Annotated in this window: 17 protein-coding genes, 1 CRISPR repeat array and 1 riboswitch; all 17 genes read left to right on the top strand. The window is 39.3% G+C overall.

The features are described 5' to 3' along the window. Nucleotides 1-147 precede the first annotated feature (147 nt). The 17 genes from LI074_RS07495 (at nucleotide 148) to LI074_RS07415 (ending at nucleotide 26,848) form a co-directional block, all read left to right on the top strand. Nucleotides 148-1,491 carry an MATE family efflux transporter gene (locus LI074_RS07495; RefSeq protein WP_025580637.1) on the top strand — a complete coding sequence of 448 codons (1,344 nt, stop codon included), beginning with the start codon at nucleotides 148-150 and terminating at the stop codon, nucleotides 1,489-1,491. A gap of 163 nt (nucleotides 1,492-1,654) precedes the next feature. After that, a riboswitch (cyclic di-GMP riboswitch) is annotated at nucleotides 1,655-1,748 on the top strand. Nucleotides 1,749-1,927: 179 nt separating this feature from the next. Next, a complete protein-coding gene (locus LI074_RS07490; RefSeq protein ID WP_119241120.1) occupies nucleotides 1,928-2,743 on the top strand; it encodes a substrate-binding periplasmic protein in 816 nt (271 codons plus the stop codon). Next, a complete protein-coding gene (locus LI074_RS07485; RefSeq protein ID WP_173698039.1) occupies nucleotides 2,727-4,910 on the top strand; it encodes an ATP-binding response regulator in 2,184 nt (727 codons plus the stop codon). The genes LI074_RS07490 and LI074_RS07485 overlap by 17 nt, the downstream gene beginning before the upstream one ends. Further along, entirely contained in the window at nucleotides 4,910-6,760 is a 1,851-nt protein-coding gene (locus LI074_RS07480) for an ABC transporter substrate-binding protein (RefSeq protein WP_173698040.1), read from the top strand. Before LI074_RS07485 ends, LI074_RS07480 begins: the two co-directional genes overlap by 1 nt. 5 nt (nucleotides 6,761-6,765) lie before the next feature. Further along, nucleotides 6,766-9,714, top strand: a complete 2,949-nt coding sequence (locus LI074_RS07475) for a hybrid sensor histidine kinase/response regulator (protein WP_173698041.1) — start codon at nucleotides 6,766-6,768, stop codon at nucleotides 9,712-9,714. A gap of 67 nt (nucleotides 9,715-9,781) precedes the next feature. Next, entirely contained in the window at nucleotides 9,782-10,669 is an 888-nt protein-coding gene (locus tag LI074_RS07470; protein ID WP_161276504.1) for a putative ABC transporter permease, read from the top strand. A gap of 25 nt (nucleotides 10,670-10,694) precedes the next feature. Continuing rightward, nucleotides 10,695-12,584 carry a DNA helicase RecQ gene (recQ, locus tag LI074_RS07465; RefSeq protein ID WP_161276503.1) on the top strand — a complete coding sequence of 630 codons (1,890 nt, stop codon included), beginning with the start codon at nucleotides 10,695-10,697 and terminating at the stop codon, nucleotides 12,582-12,584. Nucleotides 12,585-12,604: 20 nt separating this feature from the next. Continuing rightward, nucleotides 12,605-13,774, top strand: a complete 1,170-nt coding sequence (locus LI074_RS07460) for a M20 metallopeptidase family protein (RefSeq protein WP_173698042.1) — start codon at nucleotides 12,605-12,607, stop codon at nucleotides 13,772-13,774. 577 nt (nucleotides 13,775-14,351) lie between these two features. Beyond that, a complete protein-coding gene (locus tag LI074_RS07455) occupies nucleotides 14,352-16,142 on the top strand; it encodes a flavin reductase (protein WP_173698043.1) in 1,791 nt (596 codons plus the stop codon). Between the two features lie 364 nt (nucleotides 16,143-16,506). Then, nucleotides 16,507-17,211 (top strand): CRISPR-associated endoribonuclease Cas6, encoded by a 705-nt coding sequence (cas6, locus tag LI074_RS07450; protein ID WP_008706840.1) that lies wholly within the window; start codon nucleotides 16,507-16,509, stop codon nucleotides 17,209-17,211. 88 nt (nucleotides 17,212-17,299) lie between these two features. Continuing rightward, nucleotides 17,300-19,054, top strand: coding sequence for a CRISPR-associated protein (locus LI074_RS07445; protein ID WP_118592687.1), 1,755 nt, complete (start codon nucleotides 17,300-17,302; stop codon nucleotides 19,052-19,054). Continuing rightward, complete coding sequence (locus LI074_RS07440) at nucleotides 19,047-19,985, top strand: type I CRISPR-associated protein Cas7 (RefSeq protein WP_118592688.1); 939 nt, start codon at nucleotides 19,047-19,049, stop codon at nucleotides 19,983-19,985. The genes LI074_RS07445 and LI074_RS07440 overlap by 8 nt, the downstream gene beginning before the upstream one ends. A 3-nt stretch (nucleotides 19,986-19,988) precedes the next feature. Then, nucleotides 19,989-20,726: a type I-B CRISPR-associated protein Cas5b gene (gene cas5b, locus LI074_RS07435; protein ID WP_118592689.1), complete on the top strand. Its 738-nt coding sequence runs from the start codon at nucleotides 19,989-19,991 to the stop codon at nucleotides 20,724-20,726. A gap of 50 nt (nucleotides 20,727-20,776) precedes the next feature. Next, nucleotides 20,777-23,374, top strand: a complete 2,598-nt coding sequence (cas3, locus tag LI074_RS07430; RefSeq protein ID WP_243868794.1) for a CRISPR-associated helicase Cas3' — start codon at nucleotides 20,777-20,779, stop codon at nucleotides 23,372-23,374. Further along, on the top strand, nucleotides 23,346-23,774 hold the full coding sequence (cas1, locus tag LI074_RS07425; protein WP_330593944.1) for a CRISPR-associated endonuclease Cas1: 429 nt from the start codon (nucleotides 23,346-23,348) through the stop codon (nucleotides 23,772-23,774). The genes cas3 and cas1 overlap by 29 nt, the downstream gene beginning before the upstream one ends. 65 nt (nucleotides 23,775-23,839) lie before the next feature. Then, nucleotides 23,840-24,130, top strand: a complete 291-nt coding sequence (gene cas2, locus LI074_RS07420; RefSeq protein WP_008706834.1) for a CRISPR-associated endonuclease Cas2 — start codon at nucleotides 23,840-23,842, stop codon at nucleotides 24,128-24,130. Between the two features lie 245 nt (nucleotides 24,131-24,375). Further along, nucleotides 24,376-24,990: a CRISPR direct-repeat array (repeat unit 30 nt; unit sequence GATAAAGAGTAACATGAGATGTATTGAAAC). Between the two features lie 169 nt (nucleotides 24,991-25,159). Further along, nucleotides 25,160-26,848, top strand: a complete 1,689-nt coding sequence (locus LI074_RS07415; protein WP_118592690.1) for an AAA family ATPase — start codon at nucleotides 25,160-25,162, stop codon at nucleotides 26,846-26,848. Nucleotides 26,849-26,902 lie beyond the last annotated feature (54 nt).

Raw genomic sequence — 26,902 nt, 5'->3', positions numbered from 1 at the left:
ATCATTTATATTACTAAAAGTAAACAGCAGCTTGACTTATTTGCTGTAATTACATATAATTGTTGCGTAACGAAATCTTAAACTTACATTTTGAAAATACAATCGTGATTTCGGATAAAAAGCAGGAATTGATGGAGGAAAATGAGAATGTCAAAAGATGAATATTTAATCACAGATGCCCCTCTTAAAGCACTGACTGTTTTTGCAATGCCTATGATTCTGGGCAGCTTCTTTCAACAAGTATATAATATGGCTGATTCCATTATCGTCGGTCAGTTTGTGGGATCCTCTGCACTTGCGGCAGTTGGAGCCTGTGCCGCTTTGACCAATGTTTTCATCTGTGTGGCTTTGGGAGCTGGTGTAGGAGCAGGCGTACTTGTGAGCCGCTATTTTGGAGCTCAGAATTATAGCAAAATGAAAACAATTGTGTCAACATCGTTGATCAGTTTTCTGATTCTGAGTATACTTCTGGGGGTTTTTGGCTTTGTTTTTTCTCATTTTATGATGAGTTTATTACAAACACCTGCTGACATACTGGATGAAGCGGTACTGTATCTGCGTGTTTATTTTGTGGGATTTCCCTTTCTGTTTATGTACAATATCCTTTCAACGATGTTCAATTCCATCGGTGAATCGAAGATTCCGTTGGGCCTTTTGATATTTTCTTCTGTTTTGAATATTGTTATGGATCTTTGGATGGTGGCAGGTTTAGGGCTGGGTGTGTTCGGTGCCGCCCTTGCAACTCTCATTGCGCAGGGGATTTCCGCAGTGTTTTCGCTTTTGATTTTCTTTAACCGGATGCGTCGATATAAAAGCCGCTTTAACTGGTTTGACAGGCAGGAGTTACATTCCATGCTTCGTATTGCAGTACCATCGGTTCTTCAGCAATCCACAGTGTCAATTGGTATGATGATCGTACAGGCGGTTGTAAATCCCTTCGGTACACAAGCGCTGGCAGGTTATGCGGCAACCATGAGAGTAGAGAATGTTTTTTCACTGATATTTGTATCCATTGGAAATGCGGTTTCGCCCTATGTTTCCCAGAATCTTGGAGCAAAGAAAATTGAACGTATCAAAAAAGGATACCATGCTGCACTGGTGTTGGACCTGTGTTTCGCAGTCCTTGCTTTCATAGTCATTGAAACACTGCACACCCCAATTTCTTCCTTATTCCTTGGAAAAGATGGAACCGCTCTGGCATATCAGGTGTCCGGGGATTATATGAAATGGCTGGGATATTTCTTTATTTTTATGGGTATTAAGATGGCAACAGATGGAGTTCTTCGTGGACTTGGAATTATGCGGCCGTTTCTCATTGCCAATATGGTAAATCTTGCCATTCGGCTGTCAGTTGCCTTGATTTTTGCACCGCGTTATGGAATTGCATTTGTCTGGCTTGCTGTACCGGCCGGATGGCTTGCGAATTTTCTGATCTCCTATGGGGCACTTAGAAAATCATGGCCGGTTGATGAAGGAGTTTCATTCCGGTAAATTTCTCTTAAGTTTTGATGGAAAGCTGGATTCGTATGTTAAGAGGTATATTTTCGTTACTGTTCACTGGCAATATCCCGCGAAGCGTGTTGCTGTGAACAGTAACATATTTTCTTATAGACATGATATAGTATGAGTGCTATAATAAAAAATAATTTTTTATGGCATTTATTGGCAAACCGGTTGAAAAGCCGGGGCGCAAAGCCAGAAGGAGCTAAAGTCAGATTGAAATCTGGCCATGCCAGCCGGTTGCATCATGCCTCAGTAATAAAAAAGGTAAATGTTAAATGGGCATTATGGAAAAAGTTCCTGTAAAATTTTTTACAAGGAACTTTTTTTTGTCTTCAAGCGGATATTTGCAACCTCCGCAGGGGACTTACCTGATTCGGTTAAATTTTGATGGAAAATAGAGAAGAACAGCAGGAATGGAGAAAAGATGAAAGGAAAAAGAGTGATTGCAGGCATTCTGCTTGTGGGAATTTTAGCAACTGCCCTGGCAGGGTGCAAAAACACAAATATCACCAAAAAAGAAAGAGAAAAGCCCGTTATCACCCTGGGCAGTGACAGTTATCCGCCATACAATTATCTGAATGAAGATGGAATCCCCACAGGAATTGATGTGGAATTGGCTACAGAAGCTTTCAGAAGAATGGGGTATCAGGTGGATGTTGTCCAGATCAACTGGGAGAAGAAAAAAGAACTGGTAGAAAGCGGAGAGATCGACTGTATTATGGGCTGTTTTTCCATGGAAGGACGCCTTGACGATTACCGCTGGGCAGGACCCTACATAGCAAGCCGCCAGGTAGTTGCTGTAAATGAGAGCAGTGATATCTATAAACTAAGTGACCTGGAGGGAAAGAACCTTGCCGTCCAGTCCACAACCAAACCGGAAGGCATCTTTCTGAACCGGACGGATGAAAGGATCCCCAAACTGGGCAATCTGATCAGTCTTGGGCACAGGGAACTGATCTATACCTTTCTGGGAAAAGGATATGTAGATGCAGTTGCTGCACATGAGGAATCCATTGTCCAGTACATGAAGGATTATGATGCAAGCTTCCGTATCCTGGAAGATCCGCTGATGGTGGTCGGGATAGGTGTTGCTTTTGCAAAAGAGGATGACAGAGGAATCTGTGAGCAGATGGATCAGACGCTGGAAGAAATGCGTCAGGATGGCACATCCCTGAAAATCATTAAAAAATATCTGGATGATCCCCAGAAGTATCTGGAGGTGGATGATCTTGGATATTAGGAGAAGAATAAAAGTAAAACGATTCTGGATATTCGGCATTCTGCTTGGAATCTGTGTGACTGCAGCTTCCCTGTATTACTTTTTTCAGGCAGAGAAAAAGGAAGCAGAGAACAGGATGGTGAAAACTGTAAACTATGTCAAAGTGCAGTGTTCCACCTACACCCATTATAATGAAGCTTCGGAATCTAAAAGTCTCCTCCGCGCCATTGAAAGTGCCAGACAGATGAGTACGAATATCGACATGGAAACAGAAAACGGCGGCCGGCTAAGCCAGGAGTTTCTAAAAGAAAATCTGCAGACCCTCTGGGTGGATGGTATCCTTGTGCTGGATACAGAGGGAAAGACAGTCTGCAAATACAGCATGGATGAGGCTCTGACCAATGAGATCACAGATTATCTGCAAAAAGACATTATCATGGATTTTACCGGATATGAAGAAAGATCTTATTCGGAACGGATTGACCGAGAAGACGGATCACGTATCGACATTGCAGCCTGTGCCAGAAAAGATGCACCAGGTATGGTTGCAATTTATTATTATACATCTTCGGAATTTGTCAGAAATTATACCCTGACAATACAGAACCTTTTAAATGGCTATAGCACTCAGAAGGATGGAACGATTATTGTTGCAGACAAGGGAACCATCGTTGCCAGCAACGATGAAAGCCTGCTGGGACAGGATACTGCCGGCAACCAGGTTGTCCAGGCAATGAAAGAGCATACAGACAGTCAGCATATTTTTCATTTAAAAAATGAAGGAACCGGAGGTTACGGAATCATGCTGAAGCAGCGGGATTATTATATTTATACCTATCTTCCGGATACGGAAGTATTCCGTAACCTGCCACTAAGTGTAACAGCTGTCGTTTTTCTTTATTTACTCATATTCGGTATATTCTGCTTCTGGGGTTACAGAGCGGATCTGGCACATCGGAAACAGGAAAAGGAAAAAGATGAAACATATAAAGCAGAACTTCTAAGAGCAGCAAAAAAAGCAGAAGCAGCCAATGAGGCAAAAACTGAGTTTCTGCAGAGAATGAGCCATGATATCCGGACACCGATCAATGGAATCTGCGGCATGATCAATGTGGCAGACCATTATGCAGACAATATGGAGAAACAGACGGAATGCAGGGCAAAGATCAAAAAGACATCCCATCTGCTGCTGGAACTGATAAACGAGGTTCTGGACATGAGCAAGCTGGAGTCAGATGAAGTGGTTCTGGAAGACATCCCATTTAATCTGAACAGTATTTTTGAGGAAATACTGGGTGTGATCGAACATATGGCTGCGGAGCAGAACATCCGGATCATTTGGGAAGAGAAAGAAGTTACACACTGGAATCTTATTGGAAGTCCGGTGCATGTGAAACGGATTCTGATGAATATTTTGTCCAATGCGGTGAAATATAACAAAGAAAACGGATATGTCTATATCAGCTGTCGGGAAATCCCATCGAAACAGACAGCAATGCCCACATTGGAATTTGTCTGCAGAGACACCGGAATTGGAATGACAGAGGCATTCCAGAAACGCATTTTTGAACCATTTGCACAGGAACATGCAGGAAGCCGCACAAAATTCGCCGGAACAGGACTGGGAATGCCAATTACAAAAAAACTGGTGGAGAAAATGGGCGGAACCATTTCCTTTGAAAGTAAAGAAGGCACAGGGACTACATTTGTGATCCGGATTCCATTCCAGATTGATGCAGATATGAAGGACAGGAATGAAACGGAAGAAAAAACAGAAACTTCTATCCAGGGGCTCCATGTTCTTCTGACAGAGGATAATGAGCTGAATATGGAGATTGCAGAATTTGTGCTTCAGAATGAAGGCGCTGTGGTGACAAAAGCATGGAATGGACAGAAGGCTGTTGACATATTCAGAAAAAACAGACCTGGAGAATTTGATGTTATTCTTATGGATATTATGATGCCTGTCATGAATGGATATGAAGCAGCAAAGATGATCCGCTCTCTGGACAGAGAGGATGCAAAAGTGATACCGATCATTGCCATGACAGCAAACGCGTTCACTGAGGACAAAATGAGAGCAAAGGAAGCAGGAATGGATGAACATATTGCCAAGCCTGTTGATGGGAAATTATTAGTAAAAGTGATCAATGAGTTAGTAAAACGCGATCAGAGGGAGAAGTTATAATGAAAAAGAAAAAATGGAACAAGTTAGTTTCTGTACTTTTGGTGATGGTGACAGTCATGTCACTTCTGTCTGGCTGCGGCAGGAAAAGTACGGAAAAAGAAGACGCGGAAACTATCACAGTGTATCTATGGACTACAAATCTGTATGAAAAATACGCATCATACATCCAGGAACAGCTTTCGGATATCAACATTGAATTTGTAGTAGGCAATAATGATCTGGATTTCTATCGTTTTCTGAACGAAAACGGTGGATTGCCGGATATTATAACCTGCTGCCGGTTTTCCCTCCATGATGCAAGTCCTCTGAAAGACAGTCTGATGGATCTTTCCACAACCAATGCTGCAGGTGCTGTCTATGATACATACCTTAACAGTTTCAGAAATCAGGATGGCAGCGTAAACTGGCTTCCTGTGTGTGCAGATGCCCATGGCTTTGTAGTGAACAAAGATCTTTTTGAAAAGTATGATATTCCTCTTCCAACGGATTATGAAAGCTTCGTTTCTGCCTGCCAGGCATTTGATGAGGTGGGTATCCGTGGGTTTACTGCAGACTATTACTATGATTATACCTGTATGGAAACACTGCAGGGTCTGTCTGCATCAGAGCTGTCTTCTGGGGATGGACGTAAGTGGCGTACCATCTACAGTGACCCGGACAATACAAAGAGAGAAGGTCTGGACAGTACCGTCTGGCCGGAGGCTTTTGAACGTATGGAGCAGTTTATTCAGGATACAGGGCTGAGCCAGGATGATCTGGATATGAATTATGATGATGTGGTTGAGATGTACAAAAGTGGTAAGCTTGCCATGTATTTCGGCAGTTCTGCCGGTGTAAAAATGTTCCAGGATCAGGGCATTAACACAACATTCCTGCCATTCTTTCAGCAGAACGGCGAAAAGTGGCTGATGACTACACCATATTTCCAGATAGCTTTAAACCGTGACCTGACAAAGGATGAAACACGTCGGCAGAAAGCAATGAAGGTACTGAACACAATGCTTTCAGAGGATGCGCAGAACCGGATCATTTATGATGGGCAGGATCTGTTAAGCTATAGCCAGGATGTGGATTTCCGGCTTACGGAATATCTGAAGGATGTGAAACCTGTGATCGAAGAAAACCATATGTATATCCGTATTGCGTCAAATGACTTTTTTTCCATTTCCAGGGATGTGGTGTCTAAGATGATCTCAGGAGAATATAATGCAGAGCAGGCTTATCAGTCATTTAATTCCCAGCTTCTTGAAGAAAAATCCACTTCTGAGGATATTGTGCTGGATTCAAAGAAAACTTATTCCAATCGTTTCCATACCAGCGGAGGCAATGAAGCCTATTCTGTTATGGCAAACACTTTGCGCGGTATTTATGGGACGGATGTGCTGATTGCAACAGGAAACAGCTTTACAGGAAATGTACTGAAGGCCGATTATACAGAAAAAATGGCAGGCAACATGATTATGCCAAACGAGCTTTCCGCTTACAGCAGTGAGATGAGCGGGGCAGAACTGAAGGAAACGGTCAGAAACTTCGTAGAAGGCTACCAGGGAGGCTTTATCCCCTTTAACCGCGGCTCTCTGCCTGTGTTCAGCGGTATTTCTGTAGAAATCAAGGAAACGGATAATGGTTATACATTGAGTAAAGTTACAAAGAATGGAAAACAGATTCAGGACAAGGATACTTTTACTGTGACCTGCCTTGCAGCACCACAATATATGGAAGCTTATCCGGCAGAGGAAAATATTGTATTTGATGGAGGGGATACCTCTGTGGAAGATACCTGGACAACATATGTTTCAGATGGTAATGCCATTCTTGCAGAGCCTGAAGACTACATTACTCTGAGGTGAGAAGAATGGATGTTAAGAATCATAATACAAACAGAAAGAAACGGGTTGTGAGAAAACGATGGAATGCAGCAGTTCTTATTGCCCTATTTGTTGGAATCCTTTTGACTGTTTTCCAATATTTGGGGTTTGTATCGAAGACTGTTTATGAGGAAAGTGTTTCTCACCTGACAGAAATTTTTCATCAGTCTGATAATATGCTAAGTGAGCTGACAAATAAGAATCTGATTTATCTCCATATATGGGGGGAATATTTGCAGAACACTTCCGATGAAAGTGAAATTCGTGAGTATATAGAGAAAGCACAGGAAGATGCAGGCTTTTTAGATTTTTATTTCCTGTCAGCGGACGGGAACTATAAGATGGCAACAGGTGAAACCGGGTATCTGGGATTACAGGAAAATATTGAAGATGAGATCCGGCAGGGAAATGATGTGATAACCAATGCAACAGTTCCCGGAAAATCCCAGCTCCTTGTTTTTGCCACTCCCAGGCCTCATGGAAGTTATCAGGGCTTTGAATATGATGCCATTGCCATTGCCTATGAAAACTCTGATATCGTAAATGTGCTGAATATTTCTGCTTTCAATGGAAATGCCCAGAGTTATGTGGTTCATCCGGATGGCCGTGTTGTTGTGGATCATTCTTCTGAGGCATGGGGAGAGGTGTATAATTTCTTTGGGATTCTGAGAGAACATTCTACTCTGTCTGAAAAAGAGATCCTTAAGCTTTCAGAAGAGTTTAAGGAAGGACATACAGATGCAATGCTGATAAATCTGGATGGAGAGGATTACTATCTGGTCTATGAGAAATCCAAACCTCAGGACTGGATCTTTCTGGGACTTGTCCAGGCTGATATCGTCAATGCAAGTATGAATGTTCTGCAGCGTAGCACTGTGCTGCTTGTAAGTGCAGTAGCGGTGTGTATTGCCGGTCTTTTTATTGGAATTATTCTCCGGAAAAACAGGGTAAACCTGAAGAGAAAGGATACGGAGATCCTGTACAGGGACGAATTGTTTCAAAAGCTGTCAATGAATGTAGATGACGTTTTCCTGATGCTGGATGCAAAAACATATCAGGCAGATTACGTCAGTCCCAATGTGGAAAAACTGCTGGGAATTACAGTAGAACAGATTCGTAAAGATATTTGTGTCCTTGGGAAACTGCATCCCGGGGACGTTGAAGATCCGGAGAAGAAGTATCTGGAAGAAATCCAGGTTCATGAGCAGCAGGAATGGGATCTTGAATATGTTCATCAGAAAACAGGAGAACACCGCTGGTTTCATAACGTTGCAATGGGCAGCGAGGTAAACGGAAAAAAGAAATATATCCTGGTTCTGTCAGATCGTACCTCTGATAGAAAAATGAATCAGGCCCTTTCTGAGGCGGTCCGCGCTGCGGAGACTGCAAACAAGGCAAAGAGCACCTTCCTTTCCAATATGTCTCATGATATCCGTACACCAATGAATGCGATCATTGGTTTTACTACACTGGCTGTAAGCAACATTGATGATAAAGAAAGGGTTCGGGATTATCTGGGTAAGATTCTTTCCTCCAGTAATCATCTGCTCTCACTGATCAATGATATCCTGGATATGAGCCGTATTGAGAGCGGGAAAATCCATCTGGAAGAGACGGAAGTCAGTCTGTCAGAGGTTCTTCATGATCTGAAAACCATTATCAGCGGACAAATCCATGCGAAACAGTTAGAGCTTTACATGGATGTCATGGATGTTACCAATGAGGATGTTTATTGTGACAAGACCAGGCTGAATCAGGTACTGCTGAATCTTTTGTCCAATGCGATCAAGTTTACTCCTGCAGGCGGAACCGTTTCTGTCCGGCTGAGAGAGTATCCGGGTACACAGAGAGGCTGTGAACTGTACGAAATCCGGGTAAAGGATAACGGAATCGGCATGAGTCAGAAATTTGTACAGAAGATCTTTTCTCCTTTTGAGAGAGAGCGGACTTCCACTGTAAGCAGGACTCAGGGTACAGGACTGGGCATGGCTATTACCAAGAACATCGTGGATATGATGGGTGGAACCATTGAAGTTCAGACAGAACAGGGAAAAGGTACTGAATTTATTATCCGCCTGCCATTGCGGATCCAGCCTGAGAATCACCGTATAGAGAAAATCGCAGAGCTGGAAGGCCTGAAGGCATTGGTAGTAGACGATGATTTCAATACCTGTGACAGTGTGACTAAGATGCTTGTAAAGGTTGGAATGCGTTCGGAATGGACACTTTCCGGTAAGGAGGCTGTTCTCCGCGCACGACAGTCTATGGAAATGGGTGATGCATTCCATGCTTATATCATTGACTGGCGTCTGCCGGATATGAACGGCATTGAAGTTACCCGTCAGATCCGAAGTCTTGGTGATGATACACCGATCATTATCCTGACTGCTTATGACTGGTCAGATATTGAAGTGGAAGCCAGGGCAGCAGGGGTGACTGCGTTCTGTGCCAAACCTATGTTTATGTCAGATATCAGAGAGACTCTGATGGCGGCTATCGGCCAGAAGCAGGCCGGGGCAGAGGATAATATTCTTCCGGCAGCAGATTCAGATTTCAGAGGCAGGCAAATACTGCTTGTGGAAGATAATGAACTGAACAGAGAAATTGCAGTAGCACTCCTTAGTGAATATGGTTTTCAGGTTGATACAGCGGAAGATGGAGCAGAGGCTGTGGAGAAGGTTAAGAATTCAAGACCAGGTGATTATGATCTGGTGCTTATGGATGTGCAGATGCCTGTAATGAACGGATATGAGGCTACTGAGCAGATCCGTTCACTGGATGATCGGGCACTGGCGGGAATTACGATCCTTGCCATGACTGCCAATGCTTTTGACGAAGACAGAAAGAAAGCACTGGCATGTGGTATGGATGGATTTCTATCCAAACCAATTGTTATAGAGGAACTGATCAGTACATTACAAAACAGTCTGGGGTAAGTTTTCTGTTTGAACTGTGATAATGGGATATGAAAAGTGGTTTGATGAAAGCAAGGAGGAGCAACGAATGATTTGTGGAATGACGTATTTTCAGATATGTCTGTATTTTCTTATTTATTCTTTTGGCGGCTGGGTTGTTGAAGTTATTTTTCATGCAGTAGCGTTGGGAAAAGTTATAAACAGAGGTTTCCTGAATGGACCGGTCTGCCCGGTATATGGATTTGGGGTGCTTTCTGTTTTTGCTTTGCTCAATACAATTCAGGGCAGCGGGCGTCAGATGAGTGATGGAATGATTTTTGTGTTTGGAATTGTTCTGGCAACTGCGGTGGAGCTGGTTGCAGGCTGGCTGCTGGATGTGTGTTTCCACGCAAGATGGTGGGATTATTCAGATAAACCCTTTAATTTTCATGGCTACATTTGCCTGGAGTTTTCTCTGATCTGGGGACTGGCTATCGTTATGGTAGTAAAAGTTTTCCAGAAGTATGTAGAGGCACATGCGTTACATACACCTGCAACCTGGGAATGGATTGTGATAGCAGCTTTGTATGCTGTGTATCTGACAGATTTTATTGTGACGGTAGCAGTGATCCAGGGACTGAATAAAAAGCTTACCAGACTGGATAAGGTTCGCTCAGATCTGAGAATTGTAAGTGATAAACTGAGTGATACACTGGCTACGACTACGATTGGCACAGCACAGAAAGTGGGAGAAGGAAAGGTTCAGGCAACTCTTGCAGCAGCAGAACTGCGTGATGCAACTGCCGCACAGCGAGAAAAATCTATCGAAATGCTTCGTATAAAAAGAGCGGAGCTTCAGGCTCAGTTTGAGGAACTGTCCAGTTCTATTACCAATCATACCGTTGTCGGTCAGGGGCGTATCATCAAGGCATTTCCGAAGATGCAGCACAGAGACTATTCCGAACTGATTCAGGAGCTGAAAAAGAGATTAAAATAGATTAAAATGCAGAGGGAGGTTTCAGGTGAACAGACAGGCAGTACAAACCTTAAAGACTTATTTTGGATATGATACATTCAGAGAAGGGCAGGAGAGTGTTGTGGAGTCCATTCTGGAACACCGGGATGTGCTTGCAATCATGCCGACAGGAGCCGGAAAATCTATCTGTTATCAGGTACCGGCACTGATGCTGTCAGGAATTACGATTGTAATTTCTCCTCTGATCTCACTGATGCAGGATCAGGTAAAGGCTTTGAATGAAGCGGGAATACATGCCGCATTTATCAATTCTTCACTGTCGGAAAGTCAGATTAGCAAGGCGTTGTACCTGGCAGCAGGAGGAAGATACAAAATTATTTATGTTGCACCGGAACGTCTGGAAAATTATGAGTTTCTGGAATTTGCCAGACAGGTGGAGATTTCCATGGTGACAGTGGATGAGGCACATTGTATTTCACAGTGGGGCCAGGATTTCAGACCAAGCTATGTCAAAATCGTAGACTTTGTAAAAAATCTTCCCGGTCGTCCGATCGTCAGTGCTTTTACCGCAACTGCAACAGAGGAAGTAAAGAACGACATTCTCTGTACTTTAAATCTGGAAGATCCGAAAGTAGTAATCACCGGGTTTGATAGAAAGAATTTATATTACAGCGTGGAAAATATCCGGCGAAAAGACGATTTTGTGATGGATTACATAGACAGACATCCAACAGAGAGCGGGATTATTTACTGCTCTACAAGAAAAAATGTGGACAATCTTTTTGAACTGCTTTTCCAAAAAGGAGTTGCTGTTACCAGATATCATGCAGGACTGAATAATGAAACCAGAAAAAAGAATCAGGATGATTTCATTTATGACAGAACTCCTGTTATTATTGCAACAAATGCATTTGGAATGGGGATTGATAAATCCAATGTGAGATATGTGATCCATTACAATATGCCGCAGAGTATGGAGAATTATTATCAGGAGGCAGGACGTGCAGGGCGTGACGGAGAGAATTCCCAGTGTGTTCTATTGTTTTCTGCACAGGATGTTATGATCGATCGAATGCTTCTGGATAACAAAGATTTTTCCGATGTGGATGAAGAGGATGAATTTCTCATTCGTCAGCGGGATATACGAAGGCTTCAGATCATGGAAGGATATTGTAAAACAACAGGATGTCTGCGAAATTATATTCTGGAGTATTTCGGTGAAAAGACCTTCGGTCCCTGTGATAATTGTGGAAATTGTCACAGAGAATACCATGAGACAGATATGACCAGAGAGGCGAAGTGGGTAGTGAACTGTGTAGCTGAGACGAGAGGAAGGTATGGACTGACAATTGTGATTGGTACTCTGCTGGGGGCTAAGAGAGCCCGGTTGAGGGAGCTTGGAGCAGATAAGTATAAATCTTATGGAGCATTGAATGATCACAGTGAGGCAGAACTCAGGGCACTGATCAGCCAGATGACTGAGATGGGATATCTCTATCAGACACAGGAACGTTACAGTGTGCTGAAACTGGGCGATATTTCTCCGCTAAGAGATGAAAATACTCACGTGATCATGCGTACTTACGAGGAAAAAGAACCGGATAAAAAGAAAAAGCCCCAGAAATCTGTCAGAAAACGCAGTACAGATGCGCTTACGGCAGCAGGTTACGATTTATTTGAAGCCCTGCGGAAACTTCGTCTGGAAATTGCAAAAGAGGAAGCCATGCCTCCATATATCGTGTTCAGTGATAAGACGCTGATAGATATGTGCATCAAATGTCCATCAAATGAAGAAGAAATGCTGGAGGTTTCCGGTGTGGGCGAGAATAAGCTAAAGAAATACGGTCAGAGATTTCTGGAAGAGATACAGAAGTTCTGCCTGGAACGTCCGAATGCGGTTTTGAGTATGTCGGAAGATGAAAATGGTAATCCCTGAGAACAAAGGTTGGAAAACAGATGAATATAGAAAAATATACGGAAGAATTAATCACATTGAGACATTACTTTCATCAACATCCGGAGCTGGCACTTCAGGAAGTGGAGACGTCTGCATATATCCGGAAATATCTGGAGAAACTGGGATATGAGATTGTGCCGATAGAACCTACAGGATTGATCGCGGAACTTCCATCTCTGAGAAACAGAGAGAAACTGGTTGTACTCAGGGCGGAGATGGATGCATTGCCCATACAGGAGCAGACAAATCTACCATACGCATCAGTAAATCAGGGATGTATGCATGCCTGCGGTCACGATATGATCCTGGCAGCAGCACTGATCCTTGCAAAAATTGTGGCAGAAGAGCAAAGAATGCAGGAAAGTTTTCCGGTCAGACTCCGGTTCCTTTTTGAACCTGCAGAGGAGATTGGTGAAGGTGCAAAAAGAATGCTTCAGGCCGGAGCATTAGAGAATCCGAAAGCAGATGCATTTCTGATGTTTCATTACGCAGCGGACATGACATTTGGAATGGCAGTGCATCAGGGACAGGCATCTTCCATGATCAACAGTATGCAGATTCATGTTCATGGAAAATCCAGTCACTGGTGTGAAGCGGATAAGGGGATTGATGCAATTTATGCTGCTGCTCAAGTGATAAGTGCCATTCATGATCTGAATGAAAGTTTTGGAAAACAGCATCCGGATGCAGGAAAATATATTGTGGGTACGGGTACGATCCATGGCGGTGAATATACGAATATTATTGCAGACCATGTGGTATTAAACGGAAATATACGCGCAGTTCATGAAGAAACTTACATGGCACTTGAGCACGAGCTGGAGAGAAATCTGCAGGAAATTGAAAAGCAGACTGGCACACAGATCCGTATGGAATTTCCAAAAGATCCGGTATATGCATTTGCCAATGATGAGAAACTTACAGAGACAGCAAAGGTAGTGGGTGCAGAAGTATTCGGAGATAAATTTGTTCTGGAAAGAGAAGATGAGTTGTTTCTTTCCGGCGACAACGCATACAGATATTTTAGAGAAACCAGAGGACTTTTCACAGTATTTCTTGCGGGAATACCAGGAGAGAATCATCCTCTGCATCATCCGAAATTTCAATTGGATGAGAGAATACTGCCGTACAGCGTGGAGACATTGTATAAGATTATAACTACATTATGAGTATTGCAATTTTGGAAAATAATGAATTGTGATGTGGTTCAGCAGAGCGTGAAATTCTACTGAACTGGATTAATATATTATTTACGCAGATTGCTATGGAAGGAACGTCAGCAGGATGGATAATTTGTATCTGTTCTGCTGTTTTTTGAGTATACTCGTAATAATTTCAGAGAATACTGTAAATTAACCCAATTAAGTAAGCCCTGCTTCAATTGAGGATATCCACCTGACTCTATGAAAAATCTCGTTACTGTTCACTCCGTTCACAGTAACGTAGCCAAAATTCATTCCAGATTGCCTGCGGCAATGGAATTTTGACTTGTATGTCTCGGGATTTTGGCATATTCATGCCAAAACACCTCGCGGGACAGTGGTGTGTGAACAATAACAAAATTTCATAAATAAATGAAAAAAATTACCAAAAGGACTTGAAAATTGGATTAAAATAGTATAATATAAAAACATAAACAAATTAAGAATGCATAGCAACTATAACTTATTAACGTTGAGTGACAGCAGATTGCTGAATAGTAACGGACAGACGATATACTATAAAGAAAGAATTGAGGGCAGAAATATGAAGATTACAGATACCATTAAATATGTCGGAGTGAATGACCATCAGGTAGATTTGTTTGAGGGACAGTATGCAGTGCCAAACGGAATGGCATATAATTCCTATGTGATTCTGGATGACAAGGTTGCAGTTATGGATACTGTAGATGCCAATTTCAAACATGAATGGCTGGATAATCTTGAACAGGCACTTGGCGGACGTAAGCCGGACTATCTGATCGTTCAGCATATGGAGCCTGACCATGCAGCAAATGTAGCGAACTTTCTGGAAGTATATCCCGGCACTACAGTAGTAGCCAATGCGAAGACATTTGTAATGATCAAGAATTTCTTCGGACTGGATCTGGAAGGGCAGAAACTGGAAGTAGAGAATGGTTCTACACTGAGTCTGGGAAATCACAATCTTACTTTTGTATTTGCGCCAATGGTACATTGGCCGGAGGTTATGGTGACTTATGACAGCACAGATAAAGTTCTTTTTTCAGCAGATGGATTTGGTAAGTTCGGTGCTCTGGATGTGGCAGAAAACTGGGATGATGAAGCAAGAAGATACTTTATCGGTATTGTTGGTAAATATGGCGCACAGGTACAGAGACTTCTGAAAGTAGCAGCTACTCTGGATATTCAGATCATCTGTCCGTTACATGGTCCGGTACTTACAGAAAATCTGGGACATTATATCAGCCTCTATGATACCTGGTCCTCTTACACACCGGAGGAAGAAGGAATCGTAGTTGCATATACTTCTGTATACGGACATACCAAAGAAGCAGTCAATCAGTTTGTGGAGAAATTAAAAAGCAAGGGATGTCCGAAAGTAGTTGTTTATGATCTGGCAAGAGATGATATGTCTCAGGCACTCAGCGATGCATTCCGCTACAGTAAGCTGGTACTGGCAACAACTACTTATAATGCAGGAATCTATCCGTTTATGAATGACTTTATTACCCGTCTGGCAGAGCATAATTTTCAGAACCGTACGGTAGGTCTTATTGAAAACGGTTCCTGGGCACCTCTGGCAGCAAAAGTAATGAAAAATATGCTTTCTGAATGTAAGAAGATCAACTGGCTGGACACCACAGTGAAGATCATGTCCGCAGTAAATCAGGAAAACAGAGATCAGATGGAAGCGATGGCTTCCGAGCTTTGTAAGGAATATATTGCAAAGAATGATGAACTGGCAAATAAAAATGACATGACAGCATTATTCCGCATTGGTTATGGTCTCTATGTAGTGACATCAAATGACGGTAAAAAGGATAACGGACTGATCGTTAATACAGTGACACAGCTGACAGACTCTCCGTTCCGCGTTGCAGTTAATATCAATAAGACAAATTATTCTCACCATGTTATCAAGCAGACAGGGGTGATGAATGTAAACTGTCTCTCTGTAGAAGCTCCGTTCTCTGTATTTGAACAGTTTGGTTTCCAGAGTGGAAGAAGCGTGGATAAATTTGCGGGACAGAAGGTGAATCGTTCTGATAACGGACTGATATTCCTGGACAAATATATCAACGCATTTATGTCCCTGAAAGTAGAGCAGTATGTAGATCTGGGAACTCACGGAATGTTCATCTGCAGTGTGACAGAAGCCCGCGTGGTAAGTGACCAGGAGACAATGAGCTACACCTATTATCAGAAAAATGTAAAACCGAAACCTGAAACAGAAGGTAAGAAAGGATTTGTATGTAAAGTCTGCGGATATATCTACGAAGGCGATGAACTTCCGGAAGATTATATCTGCCCACTGTGTAAACATGGAGCTGTAGACTTCGAGCCGATTGGATAATAATAAATAAAAATCCCTGACAGAAATTAAAAACTGATGATCAGTTAAAATTTCTGTCAGGGATTTTTGTTATACATCACATGTTACACTTGATAAATAGAAACAAATATATACGTGTTTCAATACATAGCTATGTTATTCTTAATGAAGTTCCCAAATTCTATCGTTGCAAACAAGTCTCAGTAGATTTGGATTTGTAACTGTAAAGGTGCTGAACAGTTACGAGTATTTTATTATAAATTAACAGATATTGCAAATAAATTTTTAGAAAAGTAAAAAGATTCAGCTTGATAGAACAAAGCAAACGTGTTACTTTATAACTAAATAAACAAATATTTACGTTGAAAAATATTGGGAGGGTATTGTGGAGCAAAAACTAAATGTATATGAAATGAGAGTGAAGCTTTATCTGCTGCAGGATATTCCATTTAAGGAATTACAGAATGCAGTAGCAAATTTTGTGGATTCAGCACTGTGTCAGAATGAGAGTTTAATTTCTTTTCATGAGACAAATTGTTACAAATTCTACAGTGTAGGGACTCTGTGGCCGTTGGAACGCGGCATGACATATAAAAAAGACCAGATTTATACCTTAACTGTACGAACTGTAGAACCGATTCTTGCGAGATACTTTTCAGAGGTATTAAAAAATCACTATACACAGAAAATGAAAGGCTTAACTGTTGAGAATCGTATTATTCCGCACAAAATGATAAGCGAAATATATACGCTGAGTCCGGTTATTATGAAGTCAGACGAAGGATACTGGAGAAGTTATATGAGTCTTGATGAATATGAAGAAAGATTGTTTTCTAATTTAGTGAAGAAGTATAATTCATTTACAGGAGAGCAGATCGAAGAAGATTTTCCCTTATATACAAATATTACATTTTTAAACAGACATCCAATTAGTTGCAAGTATAAACGTATTAGTTTGTTAGGTGATAAATTAAGTCTTCAGATTGCAGATGATGAGAAGAGTCAGAAACTTGCATATTTCATATTAGGTGTAGGACTTTGTGAATTAAACAGCAGAGGAGCTGGGTTTTGCAATTTCAGGTGGTTCTGATCAGTGCTTGTTGGAACTGACCTGTGGGATAGCCATATGATTTATGGTAATAATAAACTGCTATATAAAAAGTAAAGAGGGTGAGTATGTGCTGAAGGATTGTCTTGAAGTATTCAAAAGACAAATGCAACAGGTAAAAGAAAAAGGCAGGGCAGAAGATGCTTTGATTCTGGATTCCTATATTCCGGCAGATGGGTGTTATATCAGTGTGAATTCTGATGGAATTATCGCATGCCAGATGGATTTGAAATTTAACAAGAAGGCAAAACAAATGGAGGGGATTTCGCAGAGATATTATGGGAAAATGTGTTTTTTTGATTATCACAGCAGGTTAGTAAGCATGGATAAACCTGTAGATCCAAAGAAAGTTATTCATTCAAATAATTACCTTTCATTTTGGGTGAAGCAGGAAAGTCTGGGTAACGGGAAATTAAATCAGGAGGCAATTGACCGATATTTTGATGTATTAAAAAATCCAGAAAAGAAATATGCCAAGTCAAAAGACAGACAAATGTATGACTATATTGCTGCTCAGATTGACGAAATTAATGTAGAAAAACTGGAATGGTGTCGGGATTGGGTAAAGAAGCATATTTTTAGTTTGGAAGATATGGGAATTTCCCTGTCAGGAAAAAATTATCTGAAAATCTTCTTTGAAGATACAGAAGAACGATATATACAGGAAGAACAGAGATATCTGATTACGAAAATCTTTAATAAGAATGATTATAATCAGGAAATAGATGGGAAAATATGGGGACTTCCTAACGACAATCTGGGAATGAACCAGAAGAAACCATATATGGCACATAAAACAAGAAAGACAGAGCTGCCATATATGATTACTGCAGAAGATGCAGTTTTGCAGAGGAAATTTTTTGATTACCTGTACAATCAGGCGTCTGCAGGAAAAGTAAATATCTATATTGATCCGGAAAAAGGAGAAATCAGTGCTTTTTCAAAAGAAGAAAAGATGCAGAAAGATTTCACAGGCTATTATCTGTATGTGCAGAAAGGAAAAGAAGTGCAGATCATGCATCAGGATGTTATTGTAGATTACCGTTATCATCTGCGAAAGCGTTTTCAATATATAAATGTATTCGACAGAAAAACAGAGGAAGAACTCTACAGGGATTACGGAACTGTCGGACAGATGGAGAGTTTACTTAATGAAATCCTGTTTTCAAAATGGCTGGTTACGAATTATTTCACACCTGTTGATGAATTGCAGATTTCCGGTGAGACAGCACGAAATCTGATATGGTCAAGAGACGCAATTTTTGCATGGTTATATAAGAATGAAACACAGAATATTTCAGGAATTTTATCTAAAGTCAGTGTGAACATGATAAAAGATTCTATAAAAAACGGATATATTTCCAAGGCTGTGAAACAGTTTAATCTGAAGTGTTCACTGGAAGAATATTTTTCAGGAGGAGAGCCAATGAGTACGGATTATGAGTCAATACGAAAAGAATTAAGAAGAAAGATACAGAGTAAAGAGACAGAGCAGATTACAAGTGATGAAGAATATTATTATGCAGTCGGACAGCTTGTGAATTACTTTATTTCTCTCAGTAAGGCAAAGGATAAGAAACATTCTCTGGCGAATCCTTTCTTTAACATAAAGAATAATCAGGCTTTAAAAGATAAACTGCGCCAGTATTTTATAAAATATAATTACCAGCTGAATTGTTCAGGAACATGGTTTAATAATCTTTATGCAATGATCTGCAATTATACAAAAGCAGAAAAAACAGATCAGAATTCTATGATTGCGGGATATATTAATAATAACATTTTATATCAGAAAAAGAATATGGAGGAACAGGTAAATGAATAAACGAGTACATGGAATATTAGGCATCTCTTCTATTATGGCAAACTGGAATGCAGATTTTTCCGGATATCCCAAAACAACATCTGATGGCCTGGTATTTGGAAGTGATAAGGCCTTGAAGTATCCGATGAAAAAAATGTGGGATAATGAAGGAAAAAAAGTTCTGTATATTAAATCAATGAAATTTGGCGGAAAAGATGCTTCATTGGTATCTTTGGTGCCACGTTCATTGGGAGAGCGTTATGAATATATCTTTGGAGAAAAGGTGGAAAAGAATCCACAGAAAACTTTAAAAAATCTGTTCTCAGCAGTAGATGTAAAAAACTTTGGTGCAACTTTTGCAGAAGCAAAAAATAACATATCTATTACGGGTGCTGTTCAATTTGGTCAGGGATTCAATAAATATGCAGATACCTGTTCGGAAGAGCAGAATATATTGTCACCGTTCAGGGATTCAAGTAAAGATGATAAGAAGGATGAAGAAGCAAAAAACTCAACGCTTGGAACTAAAATCACCAGCAATGAAGCGCATTATTTTTATCCATTTGTGATTAATCCTCTGGCATATAAAGAGTTTAAGGAGCTGGGAGTTACAGATGGGTACACAGAGGAAGATTACCAGAATTTTAAAAGAACAGCATTAGTATCTGCCACAGCATTTGCCACAAATGCAAAAGAAGGATGTGAAAATGAGTTTGCACTTTTTGTTGAAACAGAATCAGACTTATATCTTCCGAATCTGACAGAATATATTTCTTTTGATAAAGGAGAGGAAAAAAACATAATTAATCTGGAACAGTGTGCTGAGCTTTTACAGGTGCTTAAAACAAGGATTAAAAATGTAGAAATTTATTATAATCCGTATACAACAAAACTTGAAGGAGAAATTGAAGGGGCGAAGATATTTAATATTATTACACAAGAAGAGGTGTGATTTATGCGGGCTTTGAAATTTACTCTCAGTGGAAAAAATGCCTTTTTTAAAAAGCCGGAAGTGAATGCTTACTTTTATTTTACATATGGACAAATCCATAGAGTTGCGCTTTTAGGCATACTTGGAGCTATTGTAGGGTACAAAGGTTATGGCTGTACAGGAACGTATCCGGAGTTTTATGAAAAATTAAAAGATTTGAAAGTTTCTGTTGTACCGCGAAACTCTCAGGGATATATACAGAAGAAAGTACAGATGTTTAATAACACAGTAGGATATGCATCCCAGGAACTGGGAGGAAATCTGATCGTAAGAGAGCAGTGGCTGGAGAATCCGGTATGGGATATCTATATTCTTTTAGATTCCCGGGAAGCGGATAAGATTGCAGAGATGATTCTGGATAAGAAATGCGTATATATCCCATATATGGGAAAAAATGACCATCTGGCGGATATCTGTGCTGCAAAAGTTGTGGAACTGGATGTGGTAACATGCGAAAATGTAGTTTTATCTTGCCTTTATGAGAAAAAAGATGGAAAACTGGGAATTGCTGATGAAGAAGAGGAAGAGTATGAAGATGAAGAGGAAGTTCCGGAGTTTAAATATGAAGAAAAGCTTCCCGTCGGAATAGACAGCCATTTGAATTTGTATCAGTATGAAACGTTTTGTTTTACAAATATGAAAGTGACTTTGAAAGGAAAAAAAATTTTTAAAACAGAAGATCATATGCTTGTATTTTATTAGACAGAATCCCGCAGCCTTTTTGCGGGATTCTGTCGTAAAGGGGGATTTCTTTGAATATTGAATTTATTGATTTAACAGAAGTACAGAAAGATGTTGTGCATTGTTATGCACATAGAACTGGCAATGAAAAGAAGAGCATGGAGCAAAGACAGAAAGAAACACTAATAGAGCATACAGAATTATGCCAGCAATATTATGAGAAAATAGTAGAGCACAAACAGATACAGGTAGTCTTTGAGCAGTTTGAAAAATTGTATTTTTCCGATATGAGTCGGGAAGGAATCCATTTTTTTGAAACAATGAGAGACAATGTTATCACTTTTCATGATATCGGAAAAATTAATCCAAGATTCCAGGAAAAAAATATGGGAAATTATGAATTGAAAGGAAAGGCAAGGCCGGATAACAGTGTAGGAAGTAAACATTCTATTTTGTCTTCAGTTTTGTATCTGGATTATTTCCTTGATCGAGTTTCTCAAATAGAAAATCTGGAAGAAAGAAAAAGTTTAAGAGATCTTGCATATATTCACTCATTTTTAATAGCAAAACATCATGGGGCACTTACTGATTTTCAGACATATCTGGACAGCTTTGCAAGTCTGAATGATACAGAGGGTACAGTATTAGGGTGGCATGCACAGCAATGGCTGAAAAAGTGGAAAGAAGAAAATGAAAATCAGAAAGTAAGAAAGAAGGTGTATTTGAAAAAAGATAAACAGGAGGATATGCTTGAAAGAATATCAGGGGACGATGCTTCCCGTCAGGTATATTTATTTGGATATACCAGACTGCTGTTTTCACTTTTGGTAGCTGTTGACTATTATGCCACATCAGACTATATGAACGGGATAAAATTGAAAGCTTTTGGACAACTGGATGATATTTCAAATATTATACAGGCATATGAAAAAACGGGAACACAACAAAGTATTCGGGAGTATGAAAAAACAAAATATCCACAGAGAAGAGAAAGGCTGGTGAAAAAGAAAAAAGCGGATGTAATCAATGATTTAAGAACAGAAATGTTTCTGGATGCGGAAAATACATTAAAAGAACATATCAATGACCACATATTTTATCTGGAAGAACCTACAGGCGCAGGGAAAAGCAATACTGCATTGAACCTCAGCTTTCAGATTATAAAGAAAGTAAAGAATATCAATAAAATTTTCTACATTTATCCGTTTAACACGCTTGTAGATCAGAATATTGAAAATCTGGGGAAAATATTTGGAAATCAGAAAGATATTATGAACCAGATTGCTGTGGTAAATTCACTGGTACCTATGAAAGAAGAGAAAGACGAGTATGAGGATAAGACAAAAAAATTCTATCAGAAAGTTCTTCTTGACAGACAGTTTTTGAACTATCCAATTGTTTTATCTACACATGTGACTTGGTTTAAAACTTTATTTGGGCATGAGAAAGAGGATGTATTTGCTTTTCATCAGTTATGCAATTCAGTAATTGTGCTGGATGAGATACAAAGTTACAAAAATGCTCTCTGGAGTGAAATCATAACTTTTTTGAAAGGGTATGCGAAATTGCTTAATATGAAAATCATTATCATGTCAGCAACTTTGCCAAATCTGGAAGCACTGACAGATGATAAGGAAGATGCTGTCAATCTGATTCCACAAAAAGAAAGTTACTTTAAACATCCTGTTTTTGCGGAAAGAGTCATACCTGATTATAGTTTACTGAAACAGAAGATGACATTGGAAATTTTGTGTGAACATGTGCAAAAACAGGTACTGCGAAAGAAAAAAATATTGATAGAATTTATCAGCAAAAAGAGTGCAGAAAAATTTTACGGTATGTTAACGGATACAGAAATAGACTGTGAAACGTTGTTTATGAGTGGAGACAGCAGCATCTGGGAAAGACAGAAAATAATTGAAAAACTTTCGAAGCTGAAATCTGTTATTCTGGTGGCAACTCAGGTGATAGAAGCGGGTGTCGATATTGATATGGATATAGGATATAAAGACTGTTCAAAGCTGGACAGTGAAGAGCAGTTTATGGGGCGTATTAATCGTTCCTGTAAAGGGGAAGGAATTGTTTATTTCTTTAATCTTGATTCTGCAAGAATGGTGTATAAAGATGGAGATATTCGTGTTGACACAGAATTTACTGTCATGAAAACAGATATGCAGGAAATTTTGAGAACCAAAAATTTTTCTGATTATTATGGAGAAATTCTGGAGATAGAGAGAAATAACAAAAAAAGCGAAAACGAAAATAATATAGTGCATTTTTTCAAAAAAGAAGTTGGTCAGCTTGCTTATCCTAAAGTTTCAGACAAAATGCATCTGATAGATGAACAGCGAGAAATGATGAATGTATTTCTTTCCAGGACACTTACATTATCTGTTACTGAAAAAATATGCGGAGACGAGATTTGGCAGGAGTATGAATCGTTGTTACATGATCAGGGCATGGATTACAGCGAACAGCGTGTCAAACTTCATGAGATAAAATGTAAAATGAAAATGTTTGTGTATCAGATAGAAAAAGGAAATACATTCGCATGGGATGAATATGAAGCAATTGGTGATATATATTTCATAAAAGACGGTGATTCCTATTTTGAAAATGGAGTTTTAAACAGAGAAAAATTTGGAACAGGCGGAGAGATGTTTTTCTGACAGATGTGGGAGGAATGCAGCAATTTACCAGACACATTTGGACCAGAGAATAAGCTTTTTACATGAACCATCGGAAGGCAGATTCTCATTAAGTCTGGATTTGAGCGAAGTGTTTAAACCAGTTATTGTTTTCAGAACAATTTTTGACTTGGTCAATAATAGAAGACTGCAGGTTGAAAAGCATTTTGAAAAAAAGGTAAACTATTGTATTTTGAATGAAGAGGGACGGAAAATATTTATAGAAGCATTTGAAAATCGTCTGGAAAGTGTATTTCTTCATCCCAAATTGAAAAGAAAAGTTTCTTATCGCACTGCATTGAAACTGGATTGCTATAAGCTGATAAAAAATATTCTTGAAGAAAAAGAGTTTGTTCCATTTTCTCTTAAAGAAGGAATGTAAAAAGGATAGAGAGAAAAGAGTAACGGTATTAATGATTTCTGTGTTAAAAAATGGGGATTTCATGTATGAAAAAACAGTTGAATTATAATTATGCATTCTTATTTTATGATGTAGGAGAAAAAAGGGTACAGAAAGTATTTAAAATCTGCAAAAAATATTTATCTCATTTCCAAAAATCAGTTTTCAGAGGGGACATGACGCCATCAAAATTCATACAATTGAGAAATGAACTGAATCGAGTGATAGATAAGGAAGAAGATTTTGTGTGTATTATAAAATTGATGAATGATAATGTGTTTGGAGAAGAAGTACTTGGAAATGGAAAAAAAGATAATGGAGAAGATTTGATTTTGTAGTAAAAGAATTCTCCTGTCAGTGTGAAAACATGACAGGGGAATTCCTTAAGTAAGTTAAATGAAAAGTTATAAAAATTACCAGGCGGATTTTCATAAAAAAATGAAAAATATTGAAAATACGGGGGTATACCAGGTTTTGATTGAGTAAATAAAAAATGAGATGTCGGTTGGTAAAAATCTTGCAATCCTTTGTATTTTGCTGTATTATAAAAACTGTTAGAAGAAGAAAAGCCTATAAAACGAGGGATAAAGAGTAACATGAGATGTATTGAAACGTTAATGGTTTTTCCTCTATTATTTCACCTTCTAGATAAAGAGTAACATGAGATGTATTGAAACGCTCTGGGCGGATATGGAGCTTACAAGCCTTATACTGATAAAGAGTAACATGAGATGTATTGAAACGCGCAATAAGGTATACTGTCATCTTGCTGTTGATCGATAAAGAGTAACATGAGATGTATTGAAACCCAAAGTGCCACAAGAACCAGAGGATAGCCCATACTTGATAAAGAGTAACATGAGATGTATTGAAACGGCTGTAACTTTTTTTCTGCGCTTCCAGTTTCTTCGATAAAGAGTAATATGAGATGTATTGAAACTGAACGACTGATGTTCCAAGTGCGTCTTGTTCTGCAGATAAAGAGTAACATAAGATGTATTGAAACTATCCCTGGGCAAGTAAATCATCTCTGGAACCGGATAAAGAGTAACATGAGATGTATTGAAACTCTGCACGCGGAGCAGGAGCATAGTCCCCTTACTAGATAAAGAGTAACATGAGATGTATTGAAACGTTTGCACCATCTGCAACTATTAAAGATTACCCCGATAAAGAGTAACATGAGATGTATTGAAACAATATAAAATGTTGTATATAATGAAATTGCTCTGACAATAACAAATATCCAATCCACAACTCATTTATATCTGTTAACATATAGCAACATAAGTATGGAAAATAGAGATTAACATAAAATACAATGTATAATATGTATATAGAACCGAGACAAAAGGGAGGATCATGTATTGAATTCAGTCAAAAAAAAACTTCCAATAGGAATAGAAAATTTTGCAAAGCTTCAGGCGGAAGATTTCTACTATGTAGACAAAACGATGATTATCAAAGAACTTCTGGATAATTGGGCGGAGGTGAATCTGTTTACACGTCCGAGAAGATTTGGTAAAACACTGAATATGAGTATGCTGAAAGCATTCTTTGAATTAAACGGTGATAAGAACTGCTTTAAAGGAACAAGAATTTCCAGAGAAGTTTATCTTTGCGAACAATACATGGGAAAGTTCCCTGTGATTTTTATTTCCCTGAAGAGTATCAGCGCGCAAACTTATGAAAAAGCATGTGATATGGCAATACAGATTGTAAATGGTGAGGCGCGTAGATTCCAGTATTTACTGGAAAGTGAACGTTTGACAGAATATGATAAGGATGCGTTCAAATCATTGCTTCTGCCGGATATGAAGGAATCTGTTCTGTGTAGTAGTCTGAGGATTCTGTCAGAACTTCTGGAGAAACATCATGGTCAGAAAGTTATCTTATTGATTGATGAATATGATGTGCCTCTGGCGAAAGCATTTGAATTGGGATATTACAATTCAATGACTCTGCTGATCCGTAACTTGTTTGAAAATGCATTAAAAACAAATGACAGTCTGAAGTTTGCTGTGCTTACAGGCTGCATGCGTATCTCAAAGGAGAGTATTTTTACAGGATTAAATAATCTGAAAGTTTTGTCAGTGGCGGATGTACAGTTTGATGAATATTTTGGATTTACGGACAGAGATGTAAAGAATATATTGGAATATTATGAACTTTCTGAGCATTATGATGAAATAAAAATGTGGTATGACGGATATCGGTTTGGGAATGTAGAGGTTTATTGTCCCTGGGATGTGATAAATTATTGTGACGAATTGCGTATAAATAATATGGCGCAGCCACAGAATTACTGGTCTAATACCAGCAGTAATGAAGCGGTAAAACGTTTTATTCAGGAGACTGATAAGGGAACGGTCAGAAAGGAAATTGAGAAACTGATAGCAGGAGAAACAATTGTAAAGGAGATTCATCAGGAACTGACATATCAGGATATGTATGCTTCGATTGAAAACCTGTGGAGTGTTCTTTTTACTACGGGATATCTCACACAGACCGAAAGAAAAGATACAAATACGTTCATGCTTACCATTCCTAATATGGAAATACGTAATATTTTTCTGACACAGATTATGGAATATTTTAAGAAAACTGTTTCTGAGAATGGAGAAGCACTTGAAAAATTCTGTAATGCACTAAAAGATGGAAATTCCGAAGTGGTAGAACAAAGTTTGAACAATTATCTGAAAAGAACCATCAGTATTCGGGATACCTTTGTAAAAAAACAGATGAAAGAGAATTTTTATCATGGGATTTTACTTGGAATTCTTGGATTTCAGCAGAACTGGAGTGTGTCATCAAATAAAGAATCAGGTGATGGATACAGTGATATTCTGATAGAAACAGAAGATCAGGAAACAGGAATCATTATAGAAATAAAATATGCCGAAACAGGGAATCTGGAAGCTGTCAGTGAAGAGGCATTAAAACAGATAGAAGACAGACGATACGAGGAGCAGCTGCTGGAAGAGGGAGTAGAGCATATTTTGAAATATGGTATTGCATTTTACAAAAAGAAATGCAAAGTAATGGCAGTCAAATAAATGAAAAACAAATACACAAAAGCAGCAGAACCATTGAGGGATAGTGATTCAATG

This window comes from Blautia sp. MSK18_10 (genome assembly GCF_020553185.1).
Classification (GTDB): domain Bacteria; phylum Bacillota; class Clostridia; order Lachnospirales; family Lachnospiraceae; genus Blautia_A; species Blautia_A wexlerae.
The sequence above is the reverse complement of the archived record's forward strand: the minus strand, read 5'-3'. Positions and strand labels throughout refer to the sequence as shown.